This is a genomic window from Arthrobacter sp. B2a2-09, assembly GCF_027587375.1.
Classification (GTDB): domain Bacteria; phylum Actinomycetota; class Actinomycetes; order Actinomycetales; family Micrococcaceae; genus Arthrobacter.
On the sequence record NZ_JAMXIC010000019.1, the window covers coordinates 37,415 to 62,945 of the forward strand.

A 25,531-nucleotide genomic window follows, 5' to 3' on the forward strand; every position below is an offset into this window, starting at 1 on the left:
AAGGGGCCCATGTTCGCGTTGAACATGGGCCCCTTCGTTGGTCTTGGCGGAAAGCTACGCGCCGAACCAGATCTTGATCTCACGCTCGGCGGAATCCACCGAGTCTGAACCGTGGACCAGGTTCTGCTGCACAGCCAGCCCCCAGTCACGGCCGAAGTCGCCGCGGATGGTGCCGGGCGCCGCCGTCGTCGGGTCCGTGGTTCCGGCAAGGGAACGGAAGCCTTCGATCACGCGGTGGCCCTCGAAGATGGCAGCGACAACCGGGCCGCTGAGCATGAACTCAACCAGCGGTTCGTAGAACGGCTTGCCGAGGTGCTCTTCGTAGTGCTGCTCCAGCAGTTCGCGGCTGGCGTCGACCTTCTTCAATTCGGCCAAGGAATATCCCTTGGACTCGATGCGGGCGAGGATGCTGCCGCTCAAGTTGCGGGCGACGCCGTCGGGCTTGATCAGTACAAGGGTGCGCTCAATGCTCACGGTTGCTCCAATGTTGAGTGTGTGGGTTTCCCAGCCAGTTTACGGGGTTTCGCTCAGGCGGACTGCCCAGCGGAATCTTCCCCATGCGCGGCGTTCCACTCGGCTTGCTCACGATCACGCTGGGCGTTCTCGCGGTCGATCCTCATGCCTGCACGGATGCCGTACCACCAGCACGCCGCGAACAGGACTCCCACCACGAACATCGTGGGCTCGACGAAGCCGGAAAGAACCAAGACCAACTGCAATACCCAGCCGACACCGATGCCCCACGGCTTGCTGAGCACGGCACAGGCCAGGACCAACACGACGCTCAGGGCGATGCCGAAGCCCAGGACCAGCGCCGGCTCTCCACGCTTCAGTCCGAAGACAGCCAAAGTGGCAAAGAACGCGACGAAGGCCTCCAGGAGCAGCACTGTCGAAGCGAACATCACCTTGGTGGAGCGGCGCTTCTTGGGCATCCCGGGCCGCCATTCGCGCTGGGCTTTGGTGAGTTTGGCCATGCTCAGGAACCTGCCTTTCCAAGGAGCATGCGGGCTTCGGCCACTACGGTGATGGAACCCGTGACGAGTACCCCGCCAGCCAAGTCGTCGTTGGCTTCGGCACGCTCCACGGCCCACTCGATCGCGTCATCCAGCTTCTCGGCAATGTGGACGTTGTCCGCACCGAAACCAAGGTCGACGGCGAGATCGGCCAGTTGCGCGGCCGGGATGGCCCGCGGCGAGCTGGACTGCGTGAAACAGAACTCCTCCGCCAGTCCACCCAGGGATTCCTTGAGCTGCCTCAGGATTTCCTCCGCGTCCTTTTCCTTCAGGATCCCGAGGACCACCACCAGCTTGCTGAAGCTGAAGGCCTCCTCAATTGCCTCGGCCGAGACGCGGATGCCATCGGGGTTGTGGGCGGCATCCACGATGATCGTGGGCGCGGTGCGCACCACTTCAAGACGGCCGGGCGAGCTGACGTTGCCGAAAGCTTCGCGCAGGACGTCGCCGTCGAGTTCCTTCTCGCCGCCGCCGAGGAACGCCTCCAGGGCCGCGACGGCGACTGCGGCGTTCTCGGCCTGGTGGGCGCCGTGCAAGGGCAGCAGCAGGTCCTCGTAGCGGCCTGCGAGCCCTTGGATGGTCAGCACTTGGCCGCCGACGGCAACGCTGCGGGACTCGACGCCGAATTCGACGCCTTCGAAGCGGAACGGCACGCCAACCTCGCGCGCCTTCTCCAGGAGCACCTGCGCGGCGTCCACGGGCTGGGCGGCGCTGATCAGGAAGCCGCCAGGCTTGATGATTCCGGCCTTCTCGCGGGCGATATCCTCGGTGGTGTCGCCCAGGAGATCCGTGTGGTCGAGCGAAATCGGCGTCACCACGGAAACCTGTCCGTCGCCCACATTCGTGGCATCGGTAATGCCGCCCAAACCTACCTCAATCACTGCGACATTGACGGGTTGGTCAGCGAAGATCGCGAAGCCCAGGATGGTCAGGCACTCGAAGTACGTGAGCCTCGGTTGGCCACCGGCCTCGAGTTCCTTGTCCACGATTTCAAGGTACGGATGGATCTCGTCCCAGATCCGGACAAAGGTCTCATCCGAAACCGGCTCGCCGTCGATGCTGATTCGCTCAGTGACCTTCGACAGGTGCGGACTCGTGTAGCGGCCCGTGCTCAAGCCGTGGGCGCGAAGTCCCGCCTCGATCATGCGGGCGGTGGATGTCTTGCCATTGGTGCCCGTGATGTGGATGATCGGGAACGCCTTGTTGGGCTCCCCCAGCACGTCCATAGCCCGGTACAAGGGCGCCAGCCGCGGCTCCATTTTGTTTTCCGGGGCGCGGCCCAGGAGTTCGGCGTAGACGCTTTCTACGGAGAATTCGTCGCTCATGTACTAGGCCTCGATCTTGGTAACGGTGATCTGCGGCTCGGCGGCGTCGCCGGAGACGACGGGGTCGAGCTTGAGTGACAGGGTTTCGGTCTTGACCAGGTCTTCATTGGCGCGCAAGGCGTCAACAACGTCGTGAACGGCCAGGACCGTGGTGTGGATGCGGTCGCTGACATTGAGTCCAGCGTCCTTGCGGGCCTGCTGGATGGCACGGACCATGTCTCGCGCCAAGCCTTCGGCGGCAAGTTCCGGAGTGACTTCGGTGTTCAGGACCACGAAGCCACCGCCCGGAAGGACAGCGACGGCCGCGGACGAACCGTCAGCAGATTCCGCCACGACAGTCTCAAGGGTGTACTCCTGCGGTTCCAGCTCGAGGCCGCCTGAAACAACGACTCCTGCAACGCCGTCGATTGTTTGCACAGACCAGTCGCCGGACTTGGAACCCTTGATGGCCTGCTGGACGTTCTTGCCCAGTCGCGGACCTGCCGCGCGGGCATTGACCACGAGTTTCTGCTCGATGCCGAATTCCTCCGGCGACGCCGTAGCGGCGTCCAGGAGCCGGACGGACCGCAGGTTCAGCTCATCCGCGACGACGGCGGCGAAGCCTTCCAGCGCGTCCGCACCGGGTGCCACCACCGTGAGCTCCTGCAACGGCAGGCGAACGCGAAGGTTGGCGGCCTTGCGCAGGCTGGAACCGGTGGAGCAGATCTGCTGGACCCGGTCCATGGCCTCTACGAGTCCCGGGTTTGCCGGGAACAGCGATGCCTCTGGCCAATCGGCCAGGTGCACCGAGCGCCCGCCGGTCAGGCCGCGCCAGATCTCCTCGGAAACAAGGGGCAGCAGCGACGCCGAGACACGGCAGACGGCTTCGAGTGCCGTGTAGAGGGCATCGAAGGCGTCGGTGTTCTCGTCGAAGAAGCGCTGCCGGCTGCGGCGGACGTACCAGTTGGTGAGCATGTCCAGGTAGCTGCGCAGTTCATCGCAGGCTCCGGAAATGTCGTATTCGTCCAAGCTGGAGGTGATGTTGCGGACGAGGTCGCCGGTGTTTGCCAGCAAGTACTGGTCCAGGGTGTCGGCGTAGCCGTCGTAGCGCAGTTTGGCGTCATAGCCGGCCCCACCATTGGAGGCGTTCGTGTACAGCGTGAAGAAGCTGTAGACGTTCCACAGCGGCAGGATGACCTGGCGGACGCCGTCGCGGATTCCCTGTTCGGTGACCACGAGGTTGCCGCCGCGCAAGATGGGGCTGGACATCAGGAACCAGCGCATGGCGTCGGAGCCGTCGCGGTCCAGGACCTCGGAGACGTCCGGGTAATTGCGCAGGCTCTTGGACATCTTCTGCCCGTCGGAGCCCAGCACGATGCCATGGCTGATCACGTTGCGGAAGGCCGGCCGGTCGAAGAGTGCCGTGGACAGGATGTGCAGCATGTAGAACCAGCCGCGGGTTTGCCCGATGTACTCGACGATGAAGTCTGCCGGGTTGTGGGTGTCGAACCATTCCTCGTTCTGGAATGGGTAGTGCACCTGGCCGTAGGGCATTGAACCGGAATCGAACCAGACGTCCAGGACGTCCTCGACACGGCGCATGGTGGACTGGCCCTCTTCGGGAGAGCGCGGGTCGTCCGGGTTGGGCCGGGTCAGTTCGTCGATGAACGGGCGGTGCAGGTCAACCTGGCCGTCGTTGTTCATCGGAAGGCGGCCAAAATCGGCCTCCATCTCGGCGAGCGAGCCGTAAACGTCCGTGCGCGGGTACGCGAGGTCATCGGACTGCCACACCGGGATGGGCGAGCCCCAGTAACGGTTGCGGCTGATGGACCAGTCGCGGGCGTTGGCCAACCATTTGCCGAACTGTCCGTCCTTGACGTTGCCCGGGATCCAGTTGATCTCCTGGTTCAGTTCGGACATCCGGTCCTTGAACTTGGTGACCTCCACATACCAGGAAGACACGGCACGGTAGATCAAGGGGTTGCGGCAGCGCCAGCAGTGCGGGTAGCTGTGCTCGTAGCTGGCCTGGCGAACCAGGCGACCGCCGGAACGGAGTGCCTGCGTGATCGGCTTGTTGGCATCGAACACCTGCAATCCGGAGATTTCGGCAAGGGGTCCGTGCGCGAACAGGTGGAGGAATTTGGCGCCTTCGTCGACGGAAAGCACCACGGGGATACCTGCGTCCTCACAGACTTTCTGGTCGTCTTCGCCGTAGGCCGGGGCCTGGTGGACGATGCCCGTACCGTCGGTGGTGGTGACATAGTCCGCCACGAGGAAACGCCAGCCGTTCTGGGTGCCGTATTTCTCGGTGTCGGAGAAGTAATCCCAAAGCGGCTCGTACTCCAGGCCGGCCAACTCCGTGCCCGTGAAAGTGGCGGTGACGGCTGAGGCGGCGGCAGCTACGTCGTCGTACCCTAGGTCCTTGGCGTAGGTGCCGAGAAGATCGGCGGCCAGCAGGAAGCTGCCCGTCACCGGAGCCTCCGCGGAGGCGGCCTTGATGCCGTTGGGACCGGCCGGAACCACCGCGTAGGAGATGTCAGGCCCGACGGCGAGCGCCAGGTTGGTGGGCAGCGTCCAGGGCGTCGTGGTCCACGCGAGCGCCTGCACACCCTCGAGGGACTTCGAAAGTTCGGACTCCCCTGCCTTGATGGGGAAGGTCACGGTGACGGTCTGGTCCTGGCGGTTCTTGTAGACATCGTCATCCATGCGCAGCTCATGGTTGGAAAGCGGCGTCTCGTCCTTCCAGCAGTACGGCAGGACGCGGTACCCGTTGTAGGTGAGGCCCTTCTCGTGGAGCTGTTTGAAGGCCCAAAGGACGGACTCCATGTACTCGACGTTGAGGGTCTTGTAGTCATTGTCGAAGTCCACCCAGCGCGCTTGGCGCGTGACGTAGCTCTTCCATTCGTCTGCGTACTTCATGACGGAGGCACGGCAGGCGTCGTTGAACTTGTCGATGCCCATCGCTTCGATCTGGGTCTTGTCCGTCATGCCCAGCTGCTTCATGGCCTCGAGTTCAGCGGGCAGGCCGTGGGTATCCCAGCCGAAGCGCCGTTCGACGCGCTTGCCGCGCTGGGTCTGGTAACGGCCCACCAGGTCCTTGGCGTAGCCGGTCAGGAGGTGGCCGTAATGGGGCAGTCCGTTGGCGAAGGGAGGACCGTCGTAGAAGACGAACTCGTTGCTGCCGGGGTGGCCACCGGGCAGATCAGCGCTGCGCTGGTCGATGCTGGCTTGGAAGGTGCCGTCTTCATCCCAGTACTTGAGGATGCGCTCTTCGATCTCCGGGAACTTCACGGAGGCGGACACCCCTGTTGAGGTGCCGGACGGAGTTGCGGAGGCCTTGGGGTAATACGTCATCTCTTCATCCTGGGTTGAGCCGGTGAACACAAAGTTTCATTCAGGATGCGAGGACGGCGCCAGGCCGTTGTCTCCAACAGCGCAAGTACCGCGGTACCACCTCACTTACCGGCACCAACTCTGCTCCTTTTGGAAAGGAGCTGATCCGGCGCCGGCCGCTCATTGCTGCTGTGACGGGCTTACCCGTCCGGTTCTACTGACCCCCGTGGTGGCGGGGGCGTTCTTCCGGAAGCTCACCGGTGATGTCCGGGTCAAAGCTTGTGCCACAAGTCTAGCGGCAGCGGCGCCGCGAGCTCCACTTGAGGGCATGGGGCGCGCGACGCCGGGAACTCAGCCCTTGCGGATCAACTTGTGGGTAGCGGCCTGCGCCACCGGGCGGATGATGATCTCGTCCAGGTTGATGTGGTGCGGGATTGAGACCGCGTACTTGACAACGTCGGCGACGTCCTCCGGCGTGAGCGGCTTTTCGACGCCGGCGTACACCTTGGCTGCCGCAGCGGCATCGCCGAGACGGTTGAGCGCGAATTCCTCTGTACGGACGAGCCCCGGCGCCACCTCGATGACGCGGATGTTGTTCTCGGCTTCCTCCAAGCGCAGGGCACCGGTCATGGCGTGCTGGGCAAACTTGGCCGCGTTGTACCCGCCGCCGCCCTCGTAGGCCGTGAATCCCGCGGTCGACGTCAGGTTCAGGACTGTGCCCTCGCCGTTGGCCCGCAGCATCGGGAGGAAGGCCCGGGTCAGCTTCAGGGTGCCGAGCACGTTGACTTGGTACATCCAGTCCCAGTCTTCGGTCTGCGCATTGGCCAGGGTGTCTGCGCCCCGTGCGCCACCGGCAATGTTGATGAGCGTGTCCGCTCCCCCTGCTTCGGTGACGGCAGAAAGCAACGCCGCGACGTCGTCGTCGTTGGTGATATCCGCTGCGAACGGCACAGCGCCGCTCTCGGCGCCGAGGGCCTCAAGCCGCTCCGCACGGCGGGCGACGGCGAATACCTTCCATCCGTCGGCGGTGAGGGCCCGCACCGTGGCTTCGCCGATTCCCGTGCTGGCGCCGGTCACTACTGCGGTCTTCGTCTGTACTTCCTCAGTCATGGCACCACCCTAACGTGGTTCACCGGGAGATCGCACGGCCAAGGATGTGGGCGATCGGCGGGGACAGTGGGCCGGCAGAGAAGCCGAAACGCTCACTGTCCAGCACCTGGAAGCCGGCGACGCCGATCGCCTGAAGGGTGTCGCGGTTGGGATGGCAGCCTCCGGCCATGTGCTGCCAGGCCGGAGTGAGCAGATCCTCGACGGCCGCGAGAAGCCTCTTGTCCGAGCGCACGTGCTCGTAGAATGCCAGGGTTCCGCCGGGTCGAAGCACGCGGCGGATTTCCGCCAACGTCACCGCCTGGTCCGCCACGCTGCAGAGGACAAGGCTGACCACGACGGCGTCCGCCTCGCCATCGCTTGCCGGAATGTTCTCAGCGGTTCCGGGAACAACCGTGACGGGTACAGCAGCGAACCGTGCCTTACTTTCAGCGAGCCCCCTGAGGTAATCATCAGGTTCAACCGCGAGGACGCTTTCCACGGTGGCCGGGTACAGGCCGAACGACGAGCCCTCGCCGGGGCCCACCTCAATGACGCGGCCCCGCAGTCCGGCGAGCAAGCTGCGGCGGTGCTCGGTGGCACCACGCAGGTTCATAGCGGGAACTACCCTGGCGTAAGCGCGCGCAAAGCGCGGGTGCTGCGGCGTCATTTGCCCACCGCCCCGGCGCCCAGCAAGAACTCCAGCAGCACGCGGGCGTGGTTGATCTCTGGGTCCCTGGCGCCGTAGAGCAGCGTCAGGCGCTTCTTGCCGGCCGCCAACTCCAGCAACTGCTCCACGGCGGGATTCTGTTCCAGCTCGGCTTGGTACGAGCTTCGGAAGCCTTCGAAGCGCTCCTGCATATGGGCAAACTCGGTGCGCAGCGGCGGCGAGGGCGCGATTTCCTTGAGCCATAGGTCCAAACGGGCGCGATCTTTGGATACCCCTCGCGGCCAGAGCCGGTCCACCAGAACCCGGTAGCCGTCGTCGTCGCTTGCTTCGTCATAGATGCGCTTGATAGCCAAAACATCCTTGAGTTCCGTCATGGCCCGCATGCTACTGCACGTCCGCGTGCCACGGAACAAAGGACGCCATGAAACAATTGGCCCATGGCTGAATCAACGCAGGGTACAGACACGCCCGCCACCGCCCCCATCAACGTTCCCGACAAGCCGGCCCTTGAAGGCCTCGAGGCTGCCCTGACGCAGCGCTGGCTGGACGAAGGAACCTACAAGTTCAACCCGGACACCACACGGGAGCAGGTCTACTCGATCGACACTCCCCCGCCCACCGCATCCGGTTCGCTCCACGTGGGCCACATGTTCTCGTTCACGCAGACGGATGTCCAGGCCCGCTACATGCGCATGACCGGCAAGAACGTCTTCTACCCGATGGGCTGGGACGACAACGGGCTGCCCACCGAGCGCCGCGTGCAGAACTACTACGGCGTCCGCTGCGATCCCGCCATTCCCTACAACGCCGACTACCGCCCGCCGGCTCAGCCGGCGAAGAACCAGCGCGACTTCGACGTCGTCTCGCGGCAGAACTTCATCGAACTCTGCGAGGAACTCGCCGTCGAGGACGAGAAGGTCTTCGAGAACCTGTTCCAGACCCTCGGCCTGTCCGTTGACTGGGACCTCACGTACCGCACCATCGACGACACCTCCCGTGCGGTGTCCCAGCGCGCCTTCCTCGCCAACCTGAACGCCGGGGACGCCTACATGGCCGAGGCTCCAACGCTGTGGGACGTGACGTTCCGCACCGCCGTCGCGCAAGCCGAGCTGGAGGACCGCGAGGTTGCCGGCGCGTACTACCGCTACCCCTTCTTCACCGCTGACGGCGAGAAGATCCACATCGAGACGACGCGTCCCGAACTGCTCGCGGCTTGCGCGGCGCTGGTAGCAAACCCCGACGACGAGCGCTACAAGCCGCTGTTCGGCAAGACCGTCACCTCCCCCCTGTTCGACGTCGAACTGGAGGTCAAAGCCCACCCGCTCGCCAAGGCGGACAAGGGCTCCGGCATCGCCATGGTCTGTACCTTCGGCGACCTGACTGACGTCACCTGGTGGCGCGAGCTGCAGCTGCCCACACGCGCCATCATGGGCCGCGACGGCCGCATCATCGCCGAGACACCTGAGTGGATCACCACCGACGCCGGCAAGGAAGCCTACGCGGCGATTGCCGGCAAGACGGCGTTCTCTGCCAAAGAAGCAGTGGTTGAGCTTCTCATTGCCGCCGATCTGCTGGAAGGCGAACCCAAGAAGATCACGCACCCCGTGAACTTCTTCGAGAAGGGCGACAAGCCCCTTGAAGTTGTCACGTCGCGCCAGTGGTACATCCGCAATGGCGGACGGGACGAGGACCGCCGCGAACGGTTGATCGCGCGCGGACACGAGATCGAGTTCCACCCGTCCTTCATGCGCTCCCGCTACGAGAACTGGATCTCCGGGCTGAACGGCGACTGGCTCGTTTCGCGCCAGCGCTTCTTCGGCGTGCCGATCCCCGTCTGGTACCCGCTGGATGCCCAGGGCAACCCGGACTACGCAAACCCCGTCCTGCCGTCCGACGAGTCCCTGCCCGTGGACCCTGCCGCCGACGCGGCACCCGGCTTCGAGGAGTCCCAGCGCGAGCAGCCCAACGGCTTCATCGGAGACGCCGACGTCCTGGACACCTGGGCCACGTCTTCGCTGACCCCGCAGATCGTGGGCGGCTGGAGCCGTGACGAGGAACTGTTCGGCAAGGTCTACCCCTTCGACCTCCGCCCGCAGGGCCACGACATCATCCGCACCTGGCTCTTCTCCTCGGCCGTCCGGGCAGATGCCCTGCAGAACAGCGCGCCGTGGAAACACGCAGCCATCTCGGGCTGGATCCTGGACCCGGACCGCAAGAAGATGTCCAAGTCCAAGGGCAACGTGGTTGTTCCCACCGACGTCCTGAACGAATTCGGCTCCGACGCCGTCCGTTACTGGGCCGCCTCGGCCAAGCTCGGTGCGGACACCGCCTACGAGATCGCCCAGATGAAGATCGGCCGCCGCCTGGCCATCAAACTGCTCAACGCCTCCAAGTTCGTCCTGAACCTGGGCGCTACGGAGAACTCGGTTGTCGGCGCGGACCTGTCCGTCCTGACCAACCCCCTGGATCGTGCACTGCTGGCGCAGCTGGCCGACGTCGTGGCGCAGGCCACCAAGGCGTTCGACAACTACGACTACGCCCGCGCCCTGCAGATCACGGAATCGTTCTTCTGGCAGTTCACGGACGACTACGTGGAGCTCATCAAGGACCGCGCCTACGGTGCGGCTGGCGAGACCGAGCAGGCATCCGTGCTTGCTGCCCTTGCCACCACGCTGGATTCGCTGCTCCGCCTGTTCGCGCCGTTCCTGCCCTTCGCCACCGAAGAGGTCTGGAGCTGGTGGCGCACGGGTTCAGTCCACCGCGCGGCGTGGCCGGCAGCCGTGGAAATCGTCGACGGCGACACCACCATGCTGGGCACCGTCGGCATCGCGCTGAGCGGCATCCGCAAGGCCAAGTCCGAGGCAAAGGTCAAGCAGCGCACCGAAGTCCTCTCCGCCACCATCAGCGCCACCGAGTCGTTTGTTGCACAGCTGGAAGCCGGACTGGGAGACCTGAAGGCCGCGGCCAACGCACAGGAGATTTCACTGGTGGCCGCCGACGGCGAACTCACGGTGAGCGACGTGGTCCTGGCACCTGCCGAGGAGCCCGCCCAGGCCTAGTTTGGAAGAGCCCGGGAGTTTTCCGGGCCCGCCGGGAAGTTTCCGGGCAAAAGGGAAGCCCCATCAGCGTTTAGCCGTTGGTGGGGCTTCGACTTTTCGGCTGCCCGGTGACGTCTTGGCGGTCTGGCGGAATCCTCAGACTTTCAGGTCTTCCTACCTCGTCACTGGTAGCTTGTATCCAACTTTGCCGAAGGCTGCGTCAGATACATATCACTGAATCTTTGGTTTCCGTGTCCCTCTTCTTTCGAAGTGGGTAAGTTCTATTCTTGACCCGCACCCCAGCCAGCACAAGCCCTCTTCGGGAACTACTGGCATGTAATTCGCGGGCTTCGTGGCGAGTCTCCGGGGTTCTGGGGTTGGGTGCTTTGTGGCACAGTGTTGCTATGCCAGAACTTCCCGAAGTGGCCGGGCTGACTGCCTTCCTGGGCAGGAATCTCCTCGGTGCCGAACTGACGAAGATTCAGATCACCTCTTTTGCCGTGCTGAAGACGGCCGATCCGCCCTACTTGGCCCTGGAGGGTCGGAAAATCCTCGGCGTGGAACGCTTCGGAAAGTTCGTCAGCCTCGACGCCGAGGGCATCCACTTCATCTTCCACCTCGCCAAGGCCGGCTGGCTGCGCTACACGGAGCAGCCATCGCAGACCCAGCTGCGGATGGGCGGCAGCAATATTGCCGCGAGGCTCGGCTTCACCAAGAGCGACGGCTCAACGCACGTCGGTGTGGACCTGACGGAGGCCGGAACGAAGAAAAGCCTGGCCGTATACGTGGTGCACAGCCCCTTGGACGTTCCCGGGATCGCGACACTCGGCCCGGACCCACTGAGCCCTGCATTCACGGCGGAAACCCTGGCCGGAATCCTCGCCGGTAGCTCGCACCAGATCAAGGGACTCCTCCGGAGCCAAAGCGTCATCGCGGGCATCGGCAACGCCTACAGCGACGAGATCCTTCACGCCGCCAGGATTTCACCGTTCGCGATCGCCAAGTCGCTGGACAAGGACACAACCCGAGTCCTTTATGAGTCCATCGAAAGTGTCCTGGGTGCGGCCGTGGCCGCCGCCGTTGGGAAAGCCTCAAGCGAACTCAAGGACACGAAGCGGAACACCATGCGGGTCCATGGCAGGGCGGGACAGCCCTGCCCCGTGTGCGGGACCACCATCCGCGAGGTGTCCTTTGCCGACACCGCGTTGCAGTACTGCCCTGGCTGCCAGACAAATGGAAAGATCCTGGCGGACCGGAGAACGTCGCGGTTCCTGAAATAGCTGTGCCCGCGGCTCAAAGAGCCGCCACGGCTCGGGCTAGTTGAATTCGGGGCTTTCCGTGCGGCTGCGCTTGAGCTCGAAGAAGTGCGGGTAGCCAGCCAGCGTGACCGTGGCATCCCAGATCCGGCCTGCTTCTTCGCCGCGGGGAATACGGGTCAGGACGGGTCCAAAGAAGGCAGTGCCGTTGACGGCGACCACCGGGGTGCCGACGTCCTGGCCCACCCGGGAGATCCCCGCTTCGTGGCTGGCACGCAACTGGATATCGAATTCCTCGGAATCGGCAAAGCGGGCCAACTCGGCAGGCAGGCCGGTTTCAGCCAGTGCCTTGGAGATGACCTCGGCGAAATCCTTGATGCCTTCGTGGTGGATCAGGGTACCCATCGCGTCGTACAACGGCTTGACGTAGCTGTCTCCGTGCAACTCCCGGGCGGCAATGATAACGCGGACGGGTCCCCAGCCCAGCTTCATTTTCTCGGTGTATTCAGCAGGCAGCTCGCGGCCTTCGTTGAGGACAGAGAGGCTCATGACGTTCCAGTTGGTCTCGATGCCGCGGACGTCTTCCACTTCACCGATCCAGCGGGATGTCACCCAGGCAAAAGGGCACATGGGATCGAACCAGAAATCAACCTTGTTGGCGGTCTGCTCGGGCACAGGGAACTCCTCGGATAGGACGAAGGGGGCGCGGCTGGCCGGACGAAAGGGTGTCCGGCACCAATGATTCCAACTCCAGGCTAGGCGGACTTATTCCGACGCTTCGCAACAACCTCGTGCGCGATCATGGTGGGCTGGCCCTTCTTGGCCACGGCGTCGGCAGTGATGACGACGCTGGCGATGTCGTCCCTGCTGGGCAGGTCGAACATGACCGGCAGCAGCACTTCCTCCATGATGGCGCGCAGGCCGCGGGCTCCGGTGCCGCGTTCAAGGGCTTGGTCCGCAATCGAGTCAAGGGCGTCGTCGTCGAACAAAAGTTCCACGCCGTCCAGCTGGAACATCTTCTGGTATTGCTTGATCAGGGCGTTCTTGGGCTTGGAGAGAATTTGGATGAGCGCGGAACGGTCAAGGTTGGACACGGTGGTGATCACAGGCAGGCGTCCAATGAATTCGGGGATCAGACCGAACTTGAGCAGATCCTCCGGCATCACCTCGCCGTAGCTGTCCGCGTTGCCCTTGACCTCGTTGAGCGGGGCGCCGAATCCAATGCCCTTGCGGCCCGACCGCGATCCAATGATGTCCTCCAGCCCGGCGAAAGCTCCGGCCACGATGAATAGCACGTTGGTGGTGTCGATCTGGATGAATTCCTGATGCGGGTGTTTACGTCCGCCTTGCGGCGGAACCGAGGCCACTGTGCCTTCGAGGATCTTCAAGAGTGCCTGCTGCACGCCTTCGCCGGAGACGTCGCGCGTGATGGACGGGTTCTCGCTCTTGCGCGAAATCTTGTCGATCTCGTCGATGTAGATGATGCCTTGTTCGGCCTTCTTGACGTCGTAGTCTGCGGCCTGGATGAGCTTCAGCAGGATGTTTTCGACGTCTTCGCCGACGTACCCGGCCTCAGTCAGGGCCGTGGCATCCGCTACGGCGAAGGGTACGTTCAGGCGGCGGGCCAGGGTTTGCGCCAGGTAGGTCTTGCCGCAACCGGTGGGGCCAATCAGCAGGATGTTGGATTTGGCGATCTCCACGTCTTCGTGGTGTCCGCCTTCGCCCAGGCCGGTCTTCGGCGCGTGGCCCGCCTGGATGCGCTTGTAGTGGTTGTAGACGGCGACGGCAAGGGAACGTTTCGCGGGCTCCTGGCCAATGACGTACTCCTGGAGGAAATCGAAGATCTCCCGCGGCTTGGGCAACTCGAAGCTGCCAAGATCCGACACTTCCGCGAGTTCCTCTTCGATGATCTCGTTGCAGAGTTCGATGCACTCGTCGCAGATGTACACGCCGGGCCCGGCAATCAGCTTCCGAACCTGCTTCTGGCTCTTTCCGCAGAAAGAACACTTCAGCAGATCCGTGCTCTCGCCAATCCGAGCCATGTGGGAATCCCTTCATTTCATGCGGGTGGTGCAGCCCCGTACCTATCCGCCAAGATCGGAAGATCGCAGCGGGGGCGCCACCATGACAACTTCCACTGTAGGACACAATGGGCTGCTTGGGTTGAAACAGAACGCCGATGCGGTCCATATTTCCTGAACCGCACCGGCGTCGAGTTTTGGCCAGTTACCTGGCGATCGCCTGGGGCTTGATCTTGCGGGAATCGAGCACCTGGTCGATCAATCCGTAGTTCATTGCCTCGGCAGCGGTGAGGATCTTGTCGCGCTCGATGTCATTGTTGACCTGTTCCGAGGTGCGACCCGAGTGGTGGGCCAGCGTGTCCTCGAGCCACGTGCGCATCCGCATGACTTCAGCCGCCTGGATCTCGAGGTCCGAAGCCTGTCCACCCTGTCCGCCGGACAGAGCCGGCTGGTGGATCAAGACGCGGGCGTTCGGCAGGGCGAGGCGCTTACCGGGAGTACCGGCGGCGAGCAGCACTGCTGCGGCGCTGGCGGCCTGCCCCAGGCAAACGGTCTGGATCTCCGGACGGATGTACTGCATCGTGTCGTAGATAGCCGTCATGGCCGTGAACGAACCGCCCGGGGAGTTGATGTACAACGTAATGTCGCGGTCCGGGTCCGTGGACTCGAGCACCAACAGCTGGGCCATGATGTCGTCAGCTGAAGCGTCGTCAACCTGCACGCCGAGGAAGATGATGCGGTCCTCGAAGAGCTTCGTGTACGGGTCCTGGCGCTTGAAGCCGTAAGGCGTGCGCTCTTCGAATTGCGGGAGGACGTAGCGGCTGGACGGGAGATTACCGGCAGACCATCCAAAGTTGTAGTTCATTTTATTGCTCCTGATCTGAATGTTTCTTGGTGCCGGTTACTTCTCGGAATTCTCGGAATTCGAAGCATTGGCCGTTCCGCCACCGCCGGCAACCGAGCCTGCGTGTGCGGCGATCTTGTCGAAGAAGCCGTACTCGAGAGCGTCGACGGCCGTGAACCACTTGTCGCGGTCGTTGTCCTTGAGGATGGTGTCCACGGTCTGTCCGGTCTGTTCGGCCGTCAGCTCGGCCATGACCTTCTTCATGTGAAGGATCAGCTCGGCCTGGATCTTGATGTCCGACGCTGTTCCGCCGATGCCGCCGGAAGGCTGGTGCATCAGGATGCGGGCGTTGGGGGTGGCGTAGCGCTTGCCCTTGGTGCCCGAGGAAAGAAGGAACTGACCCATGGAGGCCGCGAGCCCGGTGGCAACCGTCACGACGTCGTTCGGGATGAACTGCATGGTGTCGTAAATGGCCATGCCGGCAGTCACGGAGCCGCCAGGAGAGTTGATGTACAGGTAGATGTCCTTCTCCGGGTCTTCAGCCGAGAGGAGGAGGAGCTGGGAGCAGATCGCGTTGGCGTTCTCATCACGGACTTCGGATCCGAGCCAGATGATGCGCTCTTTCAGCAGGCGGTTGTAGATGTAGTTGTCCTGGGCCGCGGGATCGACGGTTGCCATCCTGGGCGTCTCTGCGTGCTGTGACATAAGTACTTACCTCTCGCTGGTGACAGGGCCATTGCTGAACTTGCCATCCCTGATCTTCACTACTTGGACACTAACCGTTTTCCACGGCGATTTGTTCTCCCAAATCGCACTGTTCGCTGACGGCGCACGATTGCGGAAGGGCGCGCTTTCCATGCTCCCCGGGCTTAAACCAAGCCGCCCCCGGATCTAGGATCCGGGGGCGGCGAGAGTTGAAACTAGAACTTCACTGCAGCGGGGTCGTCGGTCGGAACAACAGCTGCTTCTTCGGCTTCCTCGACGGAGACCTCTTCGCCAGCGGGGCGAACGAAGTCGCTCAGGTCAACCTTGTTGCCCTCGGAGTCGACAACCTCGGCCTGGCCGAGGACAACTGCGAGAGCCTTACGGCGACGTACCTCGGAAACCATCATGGGAACCTGGCCGCTCTGATCGATGATCTGAGCGAACTGGTTCGGATCCATGCCGTACTGGCTTGCCGTGGTGACAATGTAGTCGATCAGCTCGTTCTGGCTGACGCTCACTTCTTCCTTGTCGGCAATGGCGTCAAGGATGATCTCGTTCTGGAAGGCGCGGGCGGTGTTGGCCTTGACCTCGGCGCGGTGCTCCTCGGTGTCGTGCTCGCCTTCACCGTGGGCGTTCTCCGGGTTGAAGTGTGCTTCGAGCTGCTCTTCGACCACGGAGTCCGGAACCGGAACCTCGATGAGCTCAACGAGCTTGTCCAGGACCTTGTCGCGGGCTTCGACGCCCTGGCCGACTACCTTGGACTCAGCGGCCTGCTTGGCAAGGTCTTCACGCAGTTCGGCAAGGGTGTCGAACTCGGATGCCAACTGGGCGAAGTCGTCGTTGGCCTCAGGAAGCTCGCGCTCCTTGACGGTCTTGACAACAACCTTGACCTGGGCTGCCTCGCCGGCGTGCTCGCCGCCAACCAGCGTGGTGTCGAAGATTGCTTCTTCTTCGGCAGAAAGGCCGGTGACGGCCTCGTCGAGACCCTCAAGCATGGTGCCTGCGCCAACCTGGTAGGACAGGCCGGTGGCGGAATCGATCTCGGCGCCGTCGATCGTGGCGGTGATGTCGATGGTCAGGAAGTCACCATCGGCAGCCGGGCGGTCTACGGACTTCAGGGTGCCGAAGCGGCCGCGCAGCTCGTCCAAGGCCTTGTCGACGTCGGCGTCGGAGGAATCGGCTGCGGCAACCTCGACCTTGATGCCGGCGTAGTCAGGCAGCTCAACCTCGGGACGGACGTCGATCTCGACCTGGAACTTCAGCTCACCGTCGGTCGAGGACGGGTCCGGAACCTCGGTGATCTCAACCTCGGGACGGCTCAGCGGGCGGAGGCCGGCTTCCTGGACGGCAGCCTGGTACCAGCCATTGAGGCCGTCGTTGATGGCGGTCTCCAAGACGTAGCCGCGGCCAACGCGCTGGTCAACCAGCTTGGAGGGAACCTTGCCCTTGCGGAACCCGGGAACCTGGATCTGCGAAGCAACGGTCTTGTAAGCGGCATCGATGCTCGGCTTCAGTTCCTCAAAGGGAACCTCAACGTTGAGCTTGACCCGCGTGGCGGTGAGGTTCTCGACAGCGCTCTTCACAGTCTAAGTACTCCTGGTTTTGTGGGATGGGGTTCTGCCGCGTCCCGGATCGGGACAGGCACACAGAGTCGGGGTGACAGGATTTGAACCTGCGACTTCCTGCTCCCAAAGCAGGCGCTCTAGCCAAGCTGAGCTACACCCCGTGAATGCACAGGACAGTCTACGGGCATCTCGGCGGAGAATGCACATTTGACACTTGGCCCCTGAATTAGGTTTAGTTGTATCCGGCTTCAACAGCCACCGGAAAGATGCGCGGAACACTCTAGAGGTGCATGCAGTCTTGCCCGGGGACGTAGCTTAATGGTAAAGCCTCAGTCTTCCAAACTGATTACGCGGGTTCGATTCCCGTCGTCCCCTCCAAAGAACGAAGGGCCCCTCGGTGAGGGGCCCTTCGTGTTTCCGTGTGTTTGCACCCGCTGTTTCCGGGTGTGCGCACCCGCCTGCGCCGGACTTTAGCTCTGGCAGCCCGGGCACCAATAGAGTTTGCGCGCACCGATCTCGGCCATCCCCACCACTTCGCCGCATCGCCGGCACGGCTGTCCCTGCCGCTTGTAGACAAAGTGCGCCTCGCCGTCGAGCGCTCCGGCGTTCCTGTCGCTCCACAAAGCCGCCGGGGTCGTAACAATCCGCCCGTCACGGACGCCGTCCGACATGGCCGCCACGGTGTCATCCCACAGGCGTCCGGCGGTTTCGGCGTCCAGGGAGCTACCCGGAGTCCACGGATCAACGCGCTGGCGGAACAGCACCTCCGCGCGATAGATGTTGCCGATCCCGGCCACCACCGATTGGTCCATGAGCAGGAGCCCGACGGCGGTCTTACGGCGCAGCAAGCGGCGAATGAACTCCTCGCGGTCGCCGGGGCGGTTGTGCAGGGGATCGGGACCTAAGCGCGCCAGGACGGACGCGGCCTCTGCCTCGGTGATCGCTGCGCAGGTAGTGGCTCCCCTCAGGTCTGCCCAGCCGTTCGCTGAAACAAGGCGCACACGGACTGCACCCACCGGCTCGGGCGGACCTGTGTAGCTACTTCCGGGGCTCCCTGCGCCGAGACCTGCATCCGGCCCGGCATCCTGCTCTGTGCCTTGTGAAAAGGTCTCGCGTTCGCCGATCCGCCGCGGCGCCCCGATGCTCGAGGCCCCGCGGAAAGATTCATCGCCACCGAAATTCCACGCACCGTAGAGACCCAGATGGACATGCAGAAGCACCCCGTGGTCAAAACGGAGGAAGAGCTGCTTGCCGTGTGCCGTCGCTTCGAGCAACTCGTGGCAGTCCAAAAGCGCTGCACCCGCGGTGAAACGGCCTTGGGGGCTGCAGACCTCCAGCACTTGGCCGGCAAAAACATCCTGGAACTGACGTGCCAGGCGATGGATGGAATGCCCTTCAGGCACTATGCAACGATTTCGCCGGTGTTCTCATACGTGGCGATTTTTCCGATGCGGCGCACGTGGCGTTCGTCCTCGCTGAACGGTTCCGCCAGGAAGGCCTCAATCAGTTCGGTGGCTTCCTCGACAGTGTGCTGGCGGCCGCCGACGGCAACCACGTTGGCGTCGTTGTGCTCGCGGGCAAGTTTTGCCGTGGAGAGGTTCCAGGCCAGTGCGGCCCGGACACCCTTGACCTTGTTCGCGGCAATCTGCTCACCATTGCCGGATCCGCCCAGGACGATGCCCAATGCGTGAACGCCAGCCTCCTGGTCGGCGACCACGGCAGCGGCCGCGTTGATGCAGAACGAAGGGTAGTCATCAAGGGCGTCGTACACCGTGGGGCCGTGGTCAACGACGTCGTAGCCTTTGGCAGTCAAGTGGCTTACGAGGTGGGCGCTGAGCTCCATGCCGGCGTGGTCCGTAGCGATGTGGACGCGGGGTGTGGTCACAGGAAGTCCATTCAGTCTGGCGCGCGAACGCGGTAAAGCCGGGCGCGGCGGTGAGGGATGCGGTTCTAGGTTACTAGGATCGGACCCCGGCTCACCTCTTAAGACGAAACCAACAGGCCGGACGACCTTCCGGCGCTCAGGGGGCCGGAGGCTGCTCGCCGCGCTGCGCACGCGCCGCGACACGGTTCAGGATTCCTGCGAGCCGGTCCGCCGTGGCCGAGGTGCCGGCGCTGAACGCCACCCTGTGGCCGCTGACCTCGCGGACAACGACGGCGGGACCGCTGCTCACGAGCATGGCCGTGGCTCCTCCGTGGTGCCGGAGTCCCCAGCCGCCGAAGTCGGCTGCCCTGACTTCCTGCGCGGCCGCGCCTGCGATATCCACCGCAGGCACCGTGAGGACCCGCAGAACGCCCGCAACAAAGACCTGCACCCCTCCCCTGTCCGCTCGGACCCGGACGAAGAGGAAACACGCTCCAATGACGGCGGCCACCGCCAACAATGCGCCCAACCACGGGAGCGCAATCGCGATCAACAGGGCGGGGAACAAAGTGGCCACGCAGATCATCACGAACACCGAACTCCGCGCGTGGACCCACAGCAACATGGAATCCTCCGCCAGGCCGGGGTCTTCCGTCAGGATCCTTTCGGCCTCGAGGGCGGCGTCGTCTTCCGGTGTCCAATGCGGGTCAGGCTTGAACGCCATCATCATGACCACGCCCAGGGGCAACGCCGCACCCGCGCCCAACGCGAGGACTGTGGGATCCACGTGCGAGCTGCGGGCGTCCGCGAGGCCGGTTTGCCCCACGAGGCCGGCGGCCAGCACGGCGGTGATGAAGAGGGTCACCATAAGGCCCATGCCCATCATGACCCGGCGCATCATCACGGGCCGGGCAAGGGGAACAGCCTGGATGAACACCAGCCAACCCGCGACGACCAGAAACCCCCCTCCGCCGAAAACGTAGGCCAGGAACGGCGCAAAGCTGATTCCGCCGTCGGCGTTCCACGCGATGGCGACAGGATCCGGAAGGTTGTTGCGCAGCATGAGTGCGCACACAGCAAACGCGCCGGCCAGCAGCAGCGGAAACGCCACCGCAAAGCGGAGTGCCCGGAGGTCCAACGAGTCGCGCATCCTTCCCATATTTCCAACGCTACCCCGCGCCGGCGACACTGTGATCGAGCTTCCTTGCCAAGCCGGGATCAAGTGAAAGAATGACTTCACAGCGCCGGAGCTGGCTGAAACCAACCGGCTTCTCGAAACCATTCTTGGAGGCAAACCTTGCCAGGCCTGAACCTGACGCGCGCCGAAGCCGGGCAGCGCGCAGAATTGCTCACCGTGACCTCGTATGACGTCACCCTCGATTTGACCAAGGGCGCCACGGTCTTCGGCTCCACCACGGTGGTGAAGTTCTCCGCCGTCGAGGGTTCCTCGAGCTTTATCGACGCGATCACGGAGACCGTGCACAGCGTGACGCTGAACGGCACCGAACTTGATCCGGCGGTGGTGTCCGACGGCGTCCGCATCCAACTGCCGGAGCTCGCCGCGGAGAACGAACTCACGGTAGTTGCCGATGCCCCCTACATGAACACCGGTGAGGGCCTGCACCGTTTCGTGGACCCGGTGGATAACGAGGCCTACCTGTACACACAGTTCGAGGTGCCCGATTCCCGCCGCATGTTCGCCGTGTTCGAGCAGCCGGACCTGAAGGCGGCATTCACTTTCACGGTCACTGCGCCCTCGCACTGGGACCTGATCTCCAATTCACCCACTCCGGTACCAGCGGAAACCACCCCCGGGGACGACGGCGGTGCGCGCTCCGTCTGGCATTTCGCCCCCACTCCCCGCATCTCTTCCTACGTCACTGCTTTGATCGCGGGACCGTACCAATCGGTCCGCAGCAAGGTCACGAGCTCCGATGGCCGCGTCATCCCGCTCGGTGTGTTCGCCCGCAAATCCCTCATGCAGTACCTGGACGCCGACAACATCTTCGAGCTGACCCGCCAGGGCTTTGAGTTCTTCGAGGCCCAGTTCGGCTTCCCGTATCCCTTCGAGAAGTACGACCAACTGTTCGTTCCCGAGTTCAATGCCGGCGCCATGGAAAACGCCGGCGCGGTGACCATCCTCGAAGGCTACGTCTTCCGCGGCAAGGTCACCGACGCCCAGATCGAACGCCGCGCCATCACCGTGCTGCACGAACTGGCCCACATGTGGTTCGGCGACCTCGTCACGATGCGCTGGTGGAACGACCTCTGGCTCAACGAGTCCTTTGCCGAGTACATGTCCCACCTGGCCGCGGTCGAAAACACCGAATTTGACCGTGCCTGGACCACCTTTGCGTCCGTGGAGAAATCCTGGGCGTACCGGCAGGACCAGTTGCCCACGACGCACCCGATTTTCGCCGAGATCAACGATCTCCAGGACGTCGAGGTCAACTTCGATGGCATCACCTACGCCAAGGGAGCTTCGGTGCTGCGGCAGTTGGTTGCATGGGTGGGGCCGGAACAGTTCATGGCCGGCGTCCGCGAATACTTCCAGAAGCACGCGTGGCAGAACACCGAACTGGTGGACCTCATGAAGGAACTCGAAGCTGCCAGCGGCCGCGACTTGGACCAGTGGGGCAAGCTCTGGCTCGAGACTGCCGGCGTCAATACCCTCTCCCCCGAGCTCGAGGTCGACGCGGACGGCACCATCACGTCTTTTGCGATCGTGCAGACGGCTATCGAGGAGCAGCCCACCCTGCGGCCGCACCGCCTCGCCGTCGGGTTCTACCGCCTCTCAGCCGAAGGCAAACTTGAGCGGACCCACAGGGAGGAGCTGGACGTCGATGGCCCGCGGACCGATGTCCCCGCCCTTGCCGGACTGGCTCGCCCGGACCTGGTCCTGCTCAACGACGACGACCTCGCCTACGCGAAGGTCCGCCTCGATCCCGCGTCTCTGGCCACTGCGAAGGCCCATTTGAAGGACTTCGCCGGTAGCCTGCCCCGGACCCTCGTGTGGGGTTCGGCGTGGGATGCGGCCCGCGACGGCGAAACTCCGGCCCGTGGCTACGTCGATCTGATCCTGGCAAATATCGCGTCCGAGACCGATTCCTCCGTGATCCTGACCCAGCTCCGCCAGCTGGCCACCACCCTGACGTACTACGTCGCAGCGGAGCATAAGGATGCCGCCATGGTGGCCGCCGCTGACAGGCTGTGGGAACTCTCGTCCACCGCGGCTGCCGGATCGGACGCCCAGCTCCAATTCGTGAAGTCTTTCGCGTTGCTTGCCGGGAGCATCTCGCAGCTGGACACCGTCCAGGCTGTCCTGGACGGCAGCACCGTCGTGGATGGCCTCACAGTTGACCAGGACTTGCGTTGGGAACTCCTCGCCTCGCTGGTGGTGGGCGGGCGCCAGGGTCAGGACCGGATCGACGCAGAACTGGAGCGCGACCACACGGCCAATGGCCAGAACGCTGCCGCCTTGGCGACGGCAGCCCTTCCCACGCCAGAAGCCAAAGCCGATGCATGGAACAAGATCGTCGTGACAGGCGAGCTTTCCAACGCCATTCAAAGCTCCGCCGTAGCGGGCTTCACACGGGTGCTGGACACGTCCCTGTTGGAACCGTACGCCGAAAAGTACTTTGAGGCCGTCCCTGAGATTGTCGCCAACCGCACCTTCGCGCTGGCCCAGCAAATCGTCGTCGGACTCTACCCGGCGCAGTTGACCACAGAGGCCACGGTGGACCGCACAGATAAGTTCCTGGCTGAACTGCCGGCGGCCAGCAACGCCTTGCGGCGCATGATGCTCGAAAACCGCGACGGCGTTGCCCGTGCCCTGAAGGCCCGCGCGGCAGACGCCTAAGCACCGTCGGGTAAATCACCGTCAGGCCCCGGTTCCGTTTCAATGGAACCGGGGCCTTTCCGTGTGCCGCCCGCGAAAGCACCGCCGCTAGACTTTCCGCATGAGCCTGGACGAACACCACTACTCCCTGACCGTGCGCTGGACCGGAAATCTGGGCACCGGGACTTCCTCCTACCGTGGCTATGCCAGGGACCACGACGTCGAGATCCCCGGCCTGCCCGTCCTGAGGGGATCCTCGGACCCCACCTTCCATGGCGACCGCAGCCGGTACAACCCCGAGCAACTGCTCCTCACTGCCCTGTCCCAGTGCCACATGCTGTCTTTCCTGCATGTCGCGGTCAAACACGGAGTGGTGGTCACAGACTATGTAGACCACGCCGAGGGCATGATGAGGCTCAATCGCGACGGCAGCGGCCAGTTCGAAAACGTCACCTTGAAGCCGCAAGTCACGGTTGCCGACCCGGCGCATATTTCCCTCGTGGACGAATTGCACCATGAGGCGAACGAGGTGTGCTTTATCGCCCGGAGCGTCAATTTTCCCGTTCTGCACGAGCCGAGCACGACGGCGGCCGCTAGCTAAGTCTCCCGACGCGCCTTCCCAGCGGGCTTCGATAGCTCCCGTAATTCTTCGAGCAGCTGCTGTTCCCTTATCGGAGTCAGGCCGGCCTTGCGTTCCCTGCCCAAGCCGCGGACGCGTTCGTCCACCAAGGTATCCCGCACGGTTTCCCGCCAGGGACGCAAAGCCAGGCCGCGGGCGCGCGCCGCGGCGTTCGAACGCGCCGAAAAGCCTTCGTGGCCGGGCGGTAGCCAAAGTGGCAGGGACTCGGGACCGGACCAGTACCGGACCTCGTGGTCCACCAGCCATTCCTCGTCCGCCACCACCGTCTCCCCAAACACCCCGGTCTCCGCGCGCACTCCGGCGGCGTGCCGTGACTCTTCGATGTATTCACCGAAGGGAACCACTGTCCCCGTGGCATTGAAGGTACCCGTCAACCCTCGCTCGGCGGCGGTGAGTATCCAGGCGGCGAGATCCCGAACATCGATGACTTGTGTGGGACGGTCCTGGATGTCCGGCAGGAGGACGGGATCCTGGGAAGCTGCGAATCGGGCCGGCCAATATCCGTACCGGTCGGACGAATCTCCAGGCCCTCCGATGAGCCCGGCCCGGACAATATGAGCCTTCGCCCCGGCCATGTCCATGGTCAACTGTTCGATCGCGGACTTTGACTCACCATAGCTTTCGGGGGTAGCGGCAGCGCCAAGAGGCAACGGCGCCAGCAACTTTGCGTCCTCGTCCGCTCCCGGGGTTGAATGGTCCGCGTAAACAGAACAACTCGACACGAATGTCCAATGGGCTGCGCGCAAAACCAGCTCTTCCATGGCCTGCCGGGCGTGTTCCGGATCGCGCGACACGTCCACCACCGCGTCCCAGGCGCCGCTCAGCTCAGCATAGGCGTTTGATCCTTCGGCGCGGTCGGCGCGGACCCAGGTGGCGCCGTCGGGCGGTTGGACGGTTGTGCCGCGCGCCAAGCACGTGACCTCATGGCCGGCCGCGACGGCTTGCCGCGCGATTTCGGATGACAAGAAGGCCGTTCCGCCAAGAATCAGGATGCGCATGCGGCCACGCTACGGCGATAGGGTTGACCGTGGACAGAGTGTTCAGCGCCCGGCGAAAAAGGGCCCGGCGAACAATTGGATCCCGTGAGGAGCATTCCCGCAAATGAACGTCGCCTCGTCGACCGACAACATCGTGGCCGATGCAGCCAAGATCGATTTCGCGTCAATCTTCGTGACGCTGGGCATTGGGTTGGTGGTCTGGGTTGTGGCCCGGTTCATCATCCTGCGTATTACCCGCAGCGTGGCAGAGGGCACCAGCTTCTTCAAGAAAGCGCATTTCAGGTGGGTCCAGCCGGCCTTCCGGGCGCTCGACCATGAACGGCGCGCCCAACGCGCCCACACCATCGGCTCGCTGCTGACAAGCGTTCTGAGCGTGGTGGTGGTGGTCATCGTCATCATCTACGTCCTCAAATACCTGAATGTGGATATTGCACCGCTGCTCACGAGCGTCGGTATTTTGGGTGTGGCCATTGGCTTCGGCGCCCAACAACTCATCCGCGATTTCCTTTCCGGCATCTTCATCACCATCGAGGACCAATTCGGGATCGGCGATGTGATCGTGACCACTGAAGTGATTGGCACCGTTGAATCGGTAGGCCTCCGGATCACCCGGCTCCGGGCCGAAGACGGCGCCATCTGGTATCTGCGCAACGGAGAAATCCTGAGGGTGGGCAACCGCTCGCAAGGCGACTACGTGCCACAGGAACCAGCCGCATCGGAGGACGTTCCGCTCGCACCTCCCGGTACTGCGCCTGCCGAATCCGCTGCAGCCGGGGCGCCGCAAGCTTCAAAGGACGCCGTCAAGATCAAAGAGCAGAAAGCAGGTGAGTGACATGAGCAGCCAGCAGGAATCCGCAGCACCGCAACCGGCCGAACGGCGGCAGTTGATGCAAAACGATCCGTTCAGCCAGCCTGCCTACACCGACAGCTTCTATGAAGCCGTCGGCGGCCACGAGACTTTCGCGAAACTCATCGATGTCTTCTACGACGGCGTCGCCGGAGATCCATTGCTCCGGCCCATGTACCCAGAACAAGACCTCGCCCCGGCAAAGCGACGGTTCCTCATGTTTCTTGAGCAGTATTGGGGCGGTCCGGGCACTTACAGCGAGGAACGCGGGCACCCCCGCCTGAGGATGCGGCACATGCCGTTCCAGGTGACACCCGAAGCCAAGGAACGCTGGCTCTTCCACATGCGCGCGGCAGTGGATTCGCTCGACTTGTCGCCGCTTCACGAAGGTACGCTGTGGGACTACATGGAGCGGGCCGCGCTCACGATGGTCAACAGCCCGTCGGTCCAGCAGCCCTGAGGGCGTAGGCGCTTAGGGCTGTACCCGCCTAGAGTGGGGCAGCAGGGTC

General features: G+C 63.6%; 22 protein-coding genes and 2 tRNA genes. 7 read left to right on the forward strand and 17 right to left on the reverse strand.

The features are described from left to right. Window positions 1–54: 54 nt before the first annotated feature. From ndk to NFJ07_RS18135, 7 genes are all read right to left on the reverse strand, one after another. Complete coding sequence (ndk, locus tag NFJ07_RS18105) at window positions 55–474, reverse strand: nucleoside-diphosphate kinase (RefSeq protein ID WP_269996394.1); 420 nt, start codon at window positions 472–474, stop codon at window positions 55–57. A 53-nt stretch (window positions 475–527) separates the two neighbouring features. Next, the gene (locus tag NFJ07_RS18110; protein ID WP_269996396.1) at window positions 528–974 is read right to left on the reverse strand and encodes a DUF4233 domain-containing protein; all 447 of its coding nucleotides are present in this window, start codon (window positions 972–974) and stop codon (window positions 528–530) included. Window positions 975–976: 2 nt separating this feature from the next. Further along, the gene (locus tag NFJ07_RS18115) at window positions 977–2,338 is read right to left on the reverse strand and encodes a bifunctional folylpolyglutamate synthase/dihydrofolate synthase (protein WP_269996398.1); all 1,362 of its coding nucleotides are present in this window, start codon (window positions 2,336–2,338) and stop codon (window positions 977–979) included. A gap of 3 nt (window positions 2,339–2,341) precedes the next feature. Then, window positions 2,342–5,671: an isoleucine--tRNA ligase gene (gene ileS, locus NFJ07_RS18120; protein WP_269996400.1), complete on the reverse strand. Its 3,330-nt coding sequence runs from the start codon at window positions 5,669–5,671 to the stop codon at window positions 2,342–2,344. 330 nt (window positions 5,672–6,001) lie between these two features. Beyond that, window positions 6,002–6,760: an SDR family oxidoreductase gene (locus NFJ07_RS18125; protein ID WP_269996402.1), complete on the reverse strand. Its 759-nt coding sequence runs from the start codon at window positions 6,758–6,760 to the stop codon at window positions 6,002–6,004. A 19-nt stretch (window positions 6,761–6,779) separates the two neighbouring features. Continuing rightward, window positions 6,780–7,406: a class I SAM-dependent methyltransferase gene (locus tag NFJ07_RS18130; RefSeq protein ID WP_269996404.1), complete on the reverse strand. Its 627-nt coding sequence runs from the start codon at window positions 7,404–7,406 to the stop codon at window positions 6,780–6,782. Continuing rightward, window positions 7,403–7,780 (reverse strand): DUF488 domain-containing protein, encoded by a 378-nt coding sequence (locus tag NFJ07_RS18135; protein ID WP_269996406.1) that lies wholly within the window; start codon window positions 7,778–7,780, stop codon window positions 7,403–7,405. The genes NFJ07_RS18130 and NFJ07_RS18135 overlap by 4 nt, the downstream gene beginning before the upstream one ends. Window positions 7,781–7,843: 63 nt before the next feature. On the opposite strand from NFJ07_RS18135, the gene valS reads away from it, so the two are divergent. Then, entirely contained in the window at window positions 7,844–10,465 is a 2,622-nt protein-coding gene (valS, locus tag NFJ07_RS18140) for a valine--tRNA ligase (protein ID WP_269996408.1), read from the forward strand. Window positions 10,466–10,848: 383 nt separating this feature from the next. Further along, entirely contained in the window at window positions 10,849–11,724 is an 876-nt protein-coding gene (locus tag NFJ07_RS18145) for an Fpg/Nei family DNA glycosylase (protein WP_269996410.1), read from the forward strand. Window positions 11,725–11,760: 36 nt separating this feature from the next. Here NFJ07_RS18145 and NFJ07_RS18150 read toward each other — a convergent pair whose 3' ends face one another. The 6 genes from NFJ07_RS18150 to NFJ07_RS18175 form a co-directional block, all read right to left on the reverse strand. Beyond that, entirely contained in the window at window positions 11,761–12,330 is a 570-nt protein-coding gene (locus tag NFJ07_RS18150; protein WP_269996519.1) for a mycothiol-dependent nitroreductase Rv2466c family protein, read from the reverse strand. Between the two features lie 125 nt (window positions 12,331–12,455). Then, window positions 12,456–13,742, reverse strand: coding sequence for an ATP-dependent Clp protease ATP-binding subunit ClpX (gene clpX, locus NFJ07_RS18155; RefSeq protein ID WP_269996412.1), 1,287 nt, complete (start codon window positions 13,740–13,742; stop codon window positions 12,456–12,458). Window positions 13,743–13,926: 184 nt separating this feature from the next. Further along, window positions 13,927–14,586: an ATP-dependent Clp protease proteolytic subunit gene (locus NFJ07_RS18160; RefSeq protein ID WP_018777832.1), complete on the reverse strand. Its 660-nt coding sequence runs from the start codon at window positions 14,584–14,586 to the stop codon at window positions 13,927–13,929. A gap of 36 nt (window positions 14,587–14,622) precedes the next feature. Beyond that, window positions 14,623–15,243 carry an ATP-dependent Clp protease proteolytic subunit gene (locus tag NFJ07_RS18165; protein WP_269996521.1) on the reverse strand — a complete coding sequence of 207 codons (621 nt, stop codon included), beginning with the start codon at window positions 15,241–15,243 and terminating at the stop codon, window positions 14,623–14,625. Between the two features lie 242 nt (window positions 15,244–15,485). Continuing rightward, entirely contained in the window at window positions 15,486–16,853 is a 1,368-nt protein-coding gene (tig, locus tag NFJ07_RS18170; RefSeq protein WP_269996419.1) for a trigger factor, read from the reverse strand. Window positions 16,854–16,921: 68 nt separating this feature from the next. Next, window positions 16,922–16,996, reverse strand: a tRNA-Pro gene (locus NFJ07_RS18175). 143 nt (window positions 16,997–17,139) lie between these two features. Here NFJ07_RS18175 and NFJ07_RS18180 point away from each other — a divergent pair. Further along, a tRNA-Gly gene (locus tag NFJ07_RS18180) sits at window positions 17,140–17,213 on the forward strand. A gap of 92 nt (window positions 17,214–17,305) precedes the next feature. Here the strand turns inward: NFJ07_RS18180 and NFJ07_RS18185 are convergent. From NFJ07_RS18185 to NFJ07_RS18195, 3 genes are all read right to left on the reverse strand, one after another. Further along, entirely contained in the window at window positions 17,306–18,238 is a 933-nt protein-coding gene (locus NFJ07_RS18185) for an Fpg/Nei family DNA glycosylase (protein ID WP_269996422.1), read from the reverse strand. Further along, on the reverse strand, window positions 18,238–18,720 hold the full coding sequence (locus NFJ07_RS18190; protein WP_269996424.1) for a ribose-5-phosphate isomerase: 483 nt from the start codon (window positions 18,718–18,720) through the stop codon (window positions 18,238–18,240). The genes NFJ07_RS18185 and NFJ07_RS18190 overlap by 1 nt, the downstream gene beginning before the upstream one ends. Before the next feature lie 136 nt (window positions 18,721–18,856). Further along, on the reverse strand, window positions 18,857–19,858 hold the full coding sequence (locus tag NFJ07_RS18195) for a hypothetical protein (RefSeq protein WP_269996426.1): 1,002 nt from the start codon (window positions 19,856–19,858) through the stop codon (window positions 18,857–18,859). Between the two features lie 138 nt (window positions 19,859–19,996). On the opposite strand from NFJ07_RS18195, the gene pepN reads away from it, so the two are divergent. Together pepN and NFJ07_RS18205 are read left to right on the forward strand one after the other, a co-directional pair. Continuing rightward, window positions 19,997–22,558 carry an aminopeptidase N gene (pepN, locus tag NFJ07_RS18200; protein WP_269996428.1) on the forward strand — a complete coding sequence of 854 codons (2,562 nt, stop codon included), beginning with the start codon at window positions 19,997–19,999 and terminating at the stop codon, window positions 22,556–22,558. Window positions 22,559–22,658: 100 nt separating this feature from the next. Next, window positions 22,659–23,138: an OsmC family protein gene (locus NFJ07_RS18205; RefSeq protein WP_269996430.1), complete on the forward strand. Its 480-nt coding sequence runs from the start codon at window positions 22,659–22,661 to the stop codon at window positions 23,136–23,138. Here the strand turns inward: NFJ07_RS18205 and NFJ07_RS18210 are convergent. Beyond that, complete coding sequence (locus tag NFJ07_RS18210; protein WP_269996432.1) at window positions 23,135–24,175, reverse strand: NAD-dependent epimerase/dehydratase family protein; 1,041 nt, start codon at window positions 24,173–24,175, stop codon at window positions 23,135–23,137. The genes NFJ07_RS18205 and NFJ07_RS18210 overlap by 4 nt on opposite strands. A 103-nt stretch (window positions 24,176–24,278) precedes the next feature. Between NFJ07_RS18210 and NFJ07_RS18215 the strand changes: the two genes are divergently transcribed. Next, window positions 24,279–25,007 (forward strand): mechanosensitive ion channel family protein, encoded by a 729-nt coding sequence (locus NFJ07_RS18215; RefSeq protein WP_269996434.1) that lies wholly within the window; start codon window positions 24,279–24,281, stop codon window positions 25,005–25,007. A gap of 1 nt (window position 25,008) precedes the next feature. Further along, window positions 25,009–25,482 (forward strand): globin, encoded by a 474-nt coding sequence (locus tag NFJ07_RS18220; RefSeq protein ID WP_269996436.1) that lies wholly within the window; start codon window positions 25,009–25,011, stop codon window positions 25,480–25,482. The last annotated feature ends 49 nt before the right edge of the window (window positions 25,483–25,531 follow it).

Bases quoted from the DNA above. Each gene is read 5' to 3' on its own strand.
- NFJ07_RS18110 (WP_269996396.1), bottom strand. From the start codon at position 974: ATGGCCAAACTCACCAAAGCCCAGCGCGAATGGCGGCCCGGGATGCCC.
- NFJ07_RS18115 (WP_269996398.1), bottom strand. From the start codon at position 2,338: ATGAGCGACGAATTCTCCGTAGAAAGCGTCTACGCCGAACTCCTGGGC.
- ileS (WP_269996400.1), bottom strand. From the start codon at position 5,671: ATGACGTATTACCCCAAGGCCTCCGCAACTCCGTCCGGCACCTCAACA.
- NFJ07_RS18125 (WP_269996402.1), bottom strand. From the start codon at position 6,760: ATGACTGAGGAAGTACAGACGAAGACCGCAGTAGTGACCGGCGCCAGC.
- NFJ07_RS18130 (WP_269996404.1), bottom strand. From the start codon at position 7,406: ATGACGCCGCAGCACCCGCGCTTTGCGCGCGCTTACGCCAGGGTAGTT.
- NFJ07_RS18135 (WP_269996406.1), bottom strand. From the start codon at position 7,780: ATGACGGAACTCAAGGATGTTTTGGCTATCAAGCGCATCTATGACGAA.
- valS (WP_269996408.1), top strand. From the start codon at position 7,844: ATGGCTGAATCAACGCAGGGTACAGACACGCCCGCCACCGCCCCCATC.
- NFJ07_RS18145 (WP_269996410.1), top strand. From the start codon at position 10,849: ATGCCAGAACTTCCCGAAGTGGCCGGGCTGACTGCCTTCCTGGGCAGG.
- NFJ07_RS18150 (WP_269996519.1), bottom strand. From the start codon at position 12,330: ATGTGCCCTTTTGCCTGGGTGACATCCCGCTGGATCGGTGAAGTGGAA.
- clpX (WP_269996412.1), bottom strand. From the start codon at position 13,742: ATGGCTCGGATTGGCGAGAGCACGGATCTGCTGAAGTGTTCTTTCTGC.
- NFJ07_RS18160 (WP_018777832.1), bottom strand. From the start codon at position 14,586: ATGAACTACAACTTTGGATGGTCTGCCGGTAATCTCCCGTCCAGCCGC.
- NFJ07_RS18165 (WP_269996521.1), bottom strand. From the start codon at position 15,243: ATGGCAACCGTCGATCCCGCGGCCCAGGACAACTACATCTACAACCGC.
- NFJ07_RS18195 (WP_269996426.1), bottom strand. From the start codon at position 19,858: ATGGGAAGGATGCGCGACTCGTTGGACCTCCGGGCACTCCGCTTTGCG.
- NFJ07_RS18205 (WP_269996430.1), top strand. From the start codon at position 22,659: ATGAGCCTGGACGAACACCACTACTCCCTGACCGTGCGCTGGACCGGA.
- NFJ07_RS18210 (WP_269996432.1), bottom strand. From the start codon at position 24,175: ATGCGCATCCTGATTCTTGGCGGAACGGCCTTCTTGTCATCCGAAATC.
- NFJ07_RS18215 (WP_269996434.1), top strand. From the start codon at position 24,279: ATGAACGTCGCCTCGTCGACCGACAACATCGTGGCCGATGCAGCCAAG.
- NFJ07_RS18220 (WP_269996436.1), top strand. From the start codon at position 25,009: ATGAGCAGCCAGCAGGAATCCGCAGCACCGCAACCGGCCGAACGGCGG.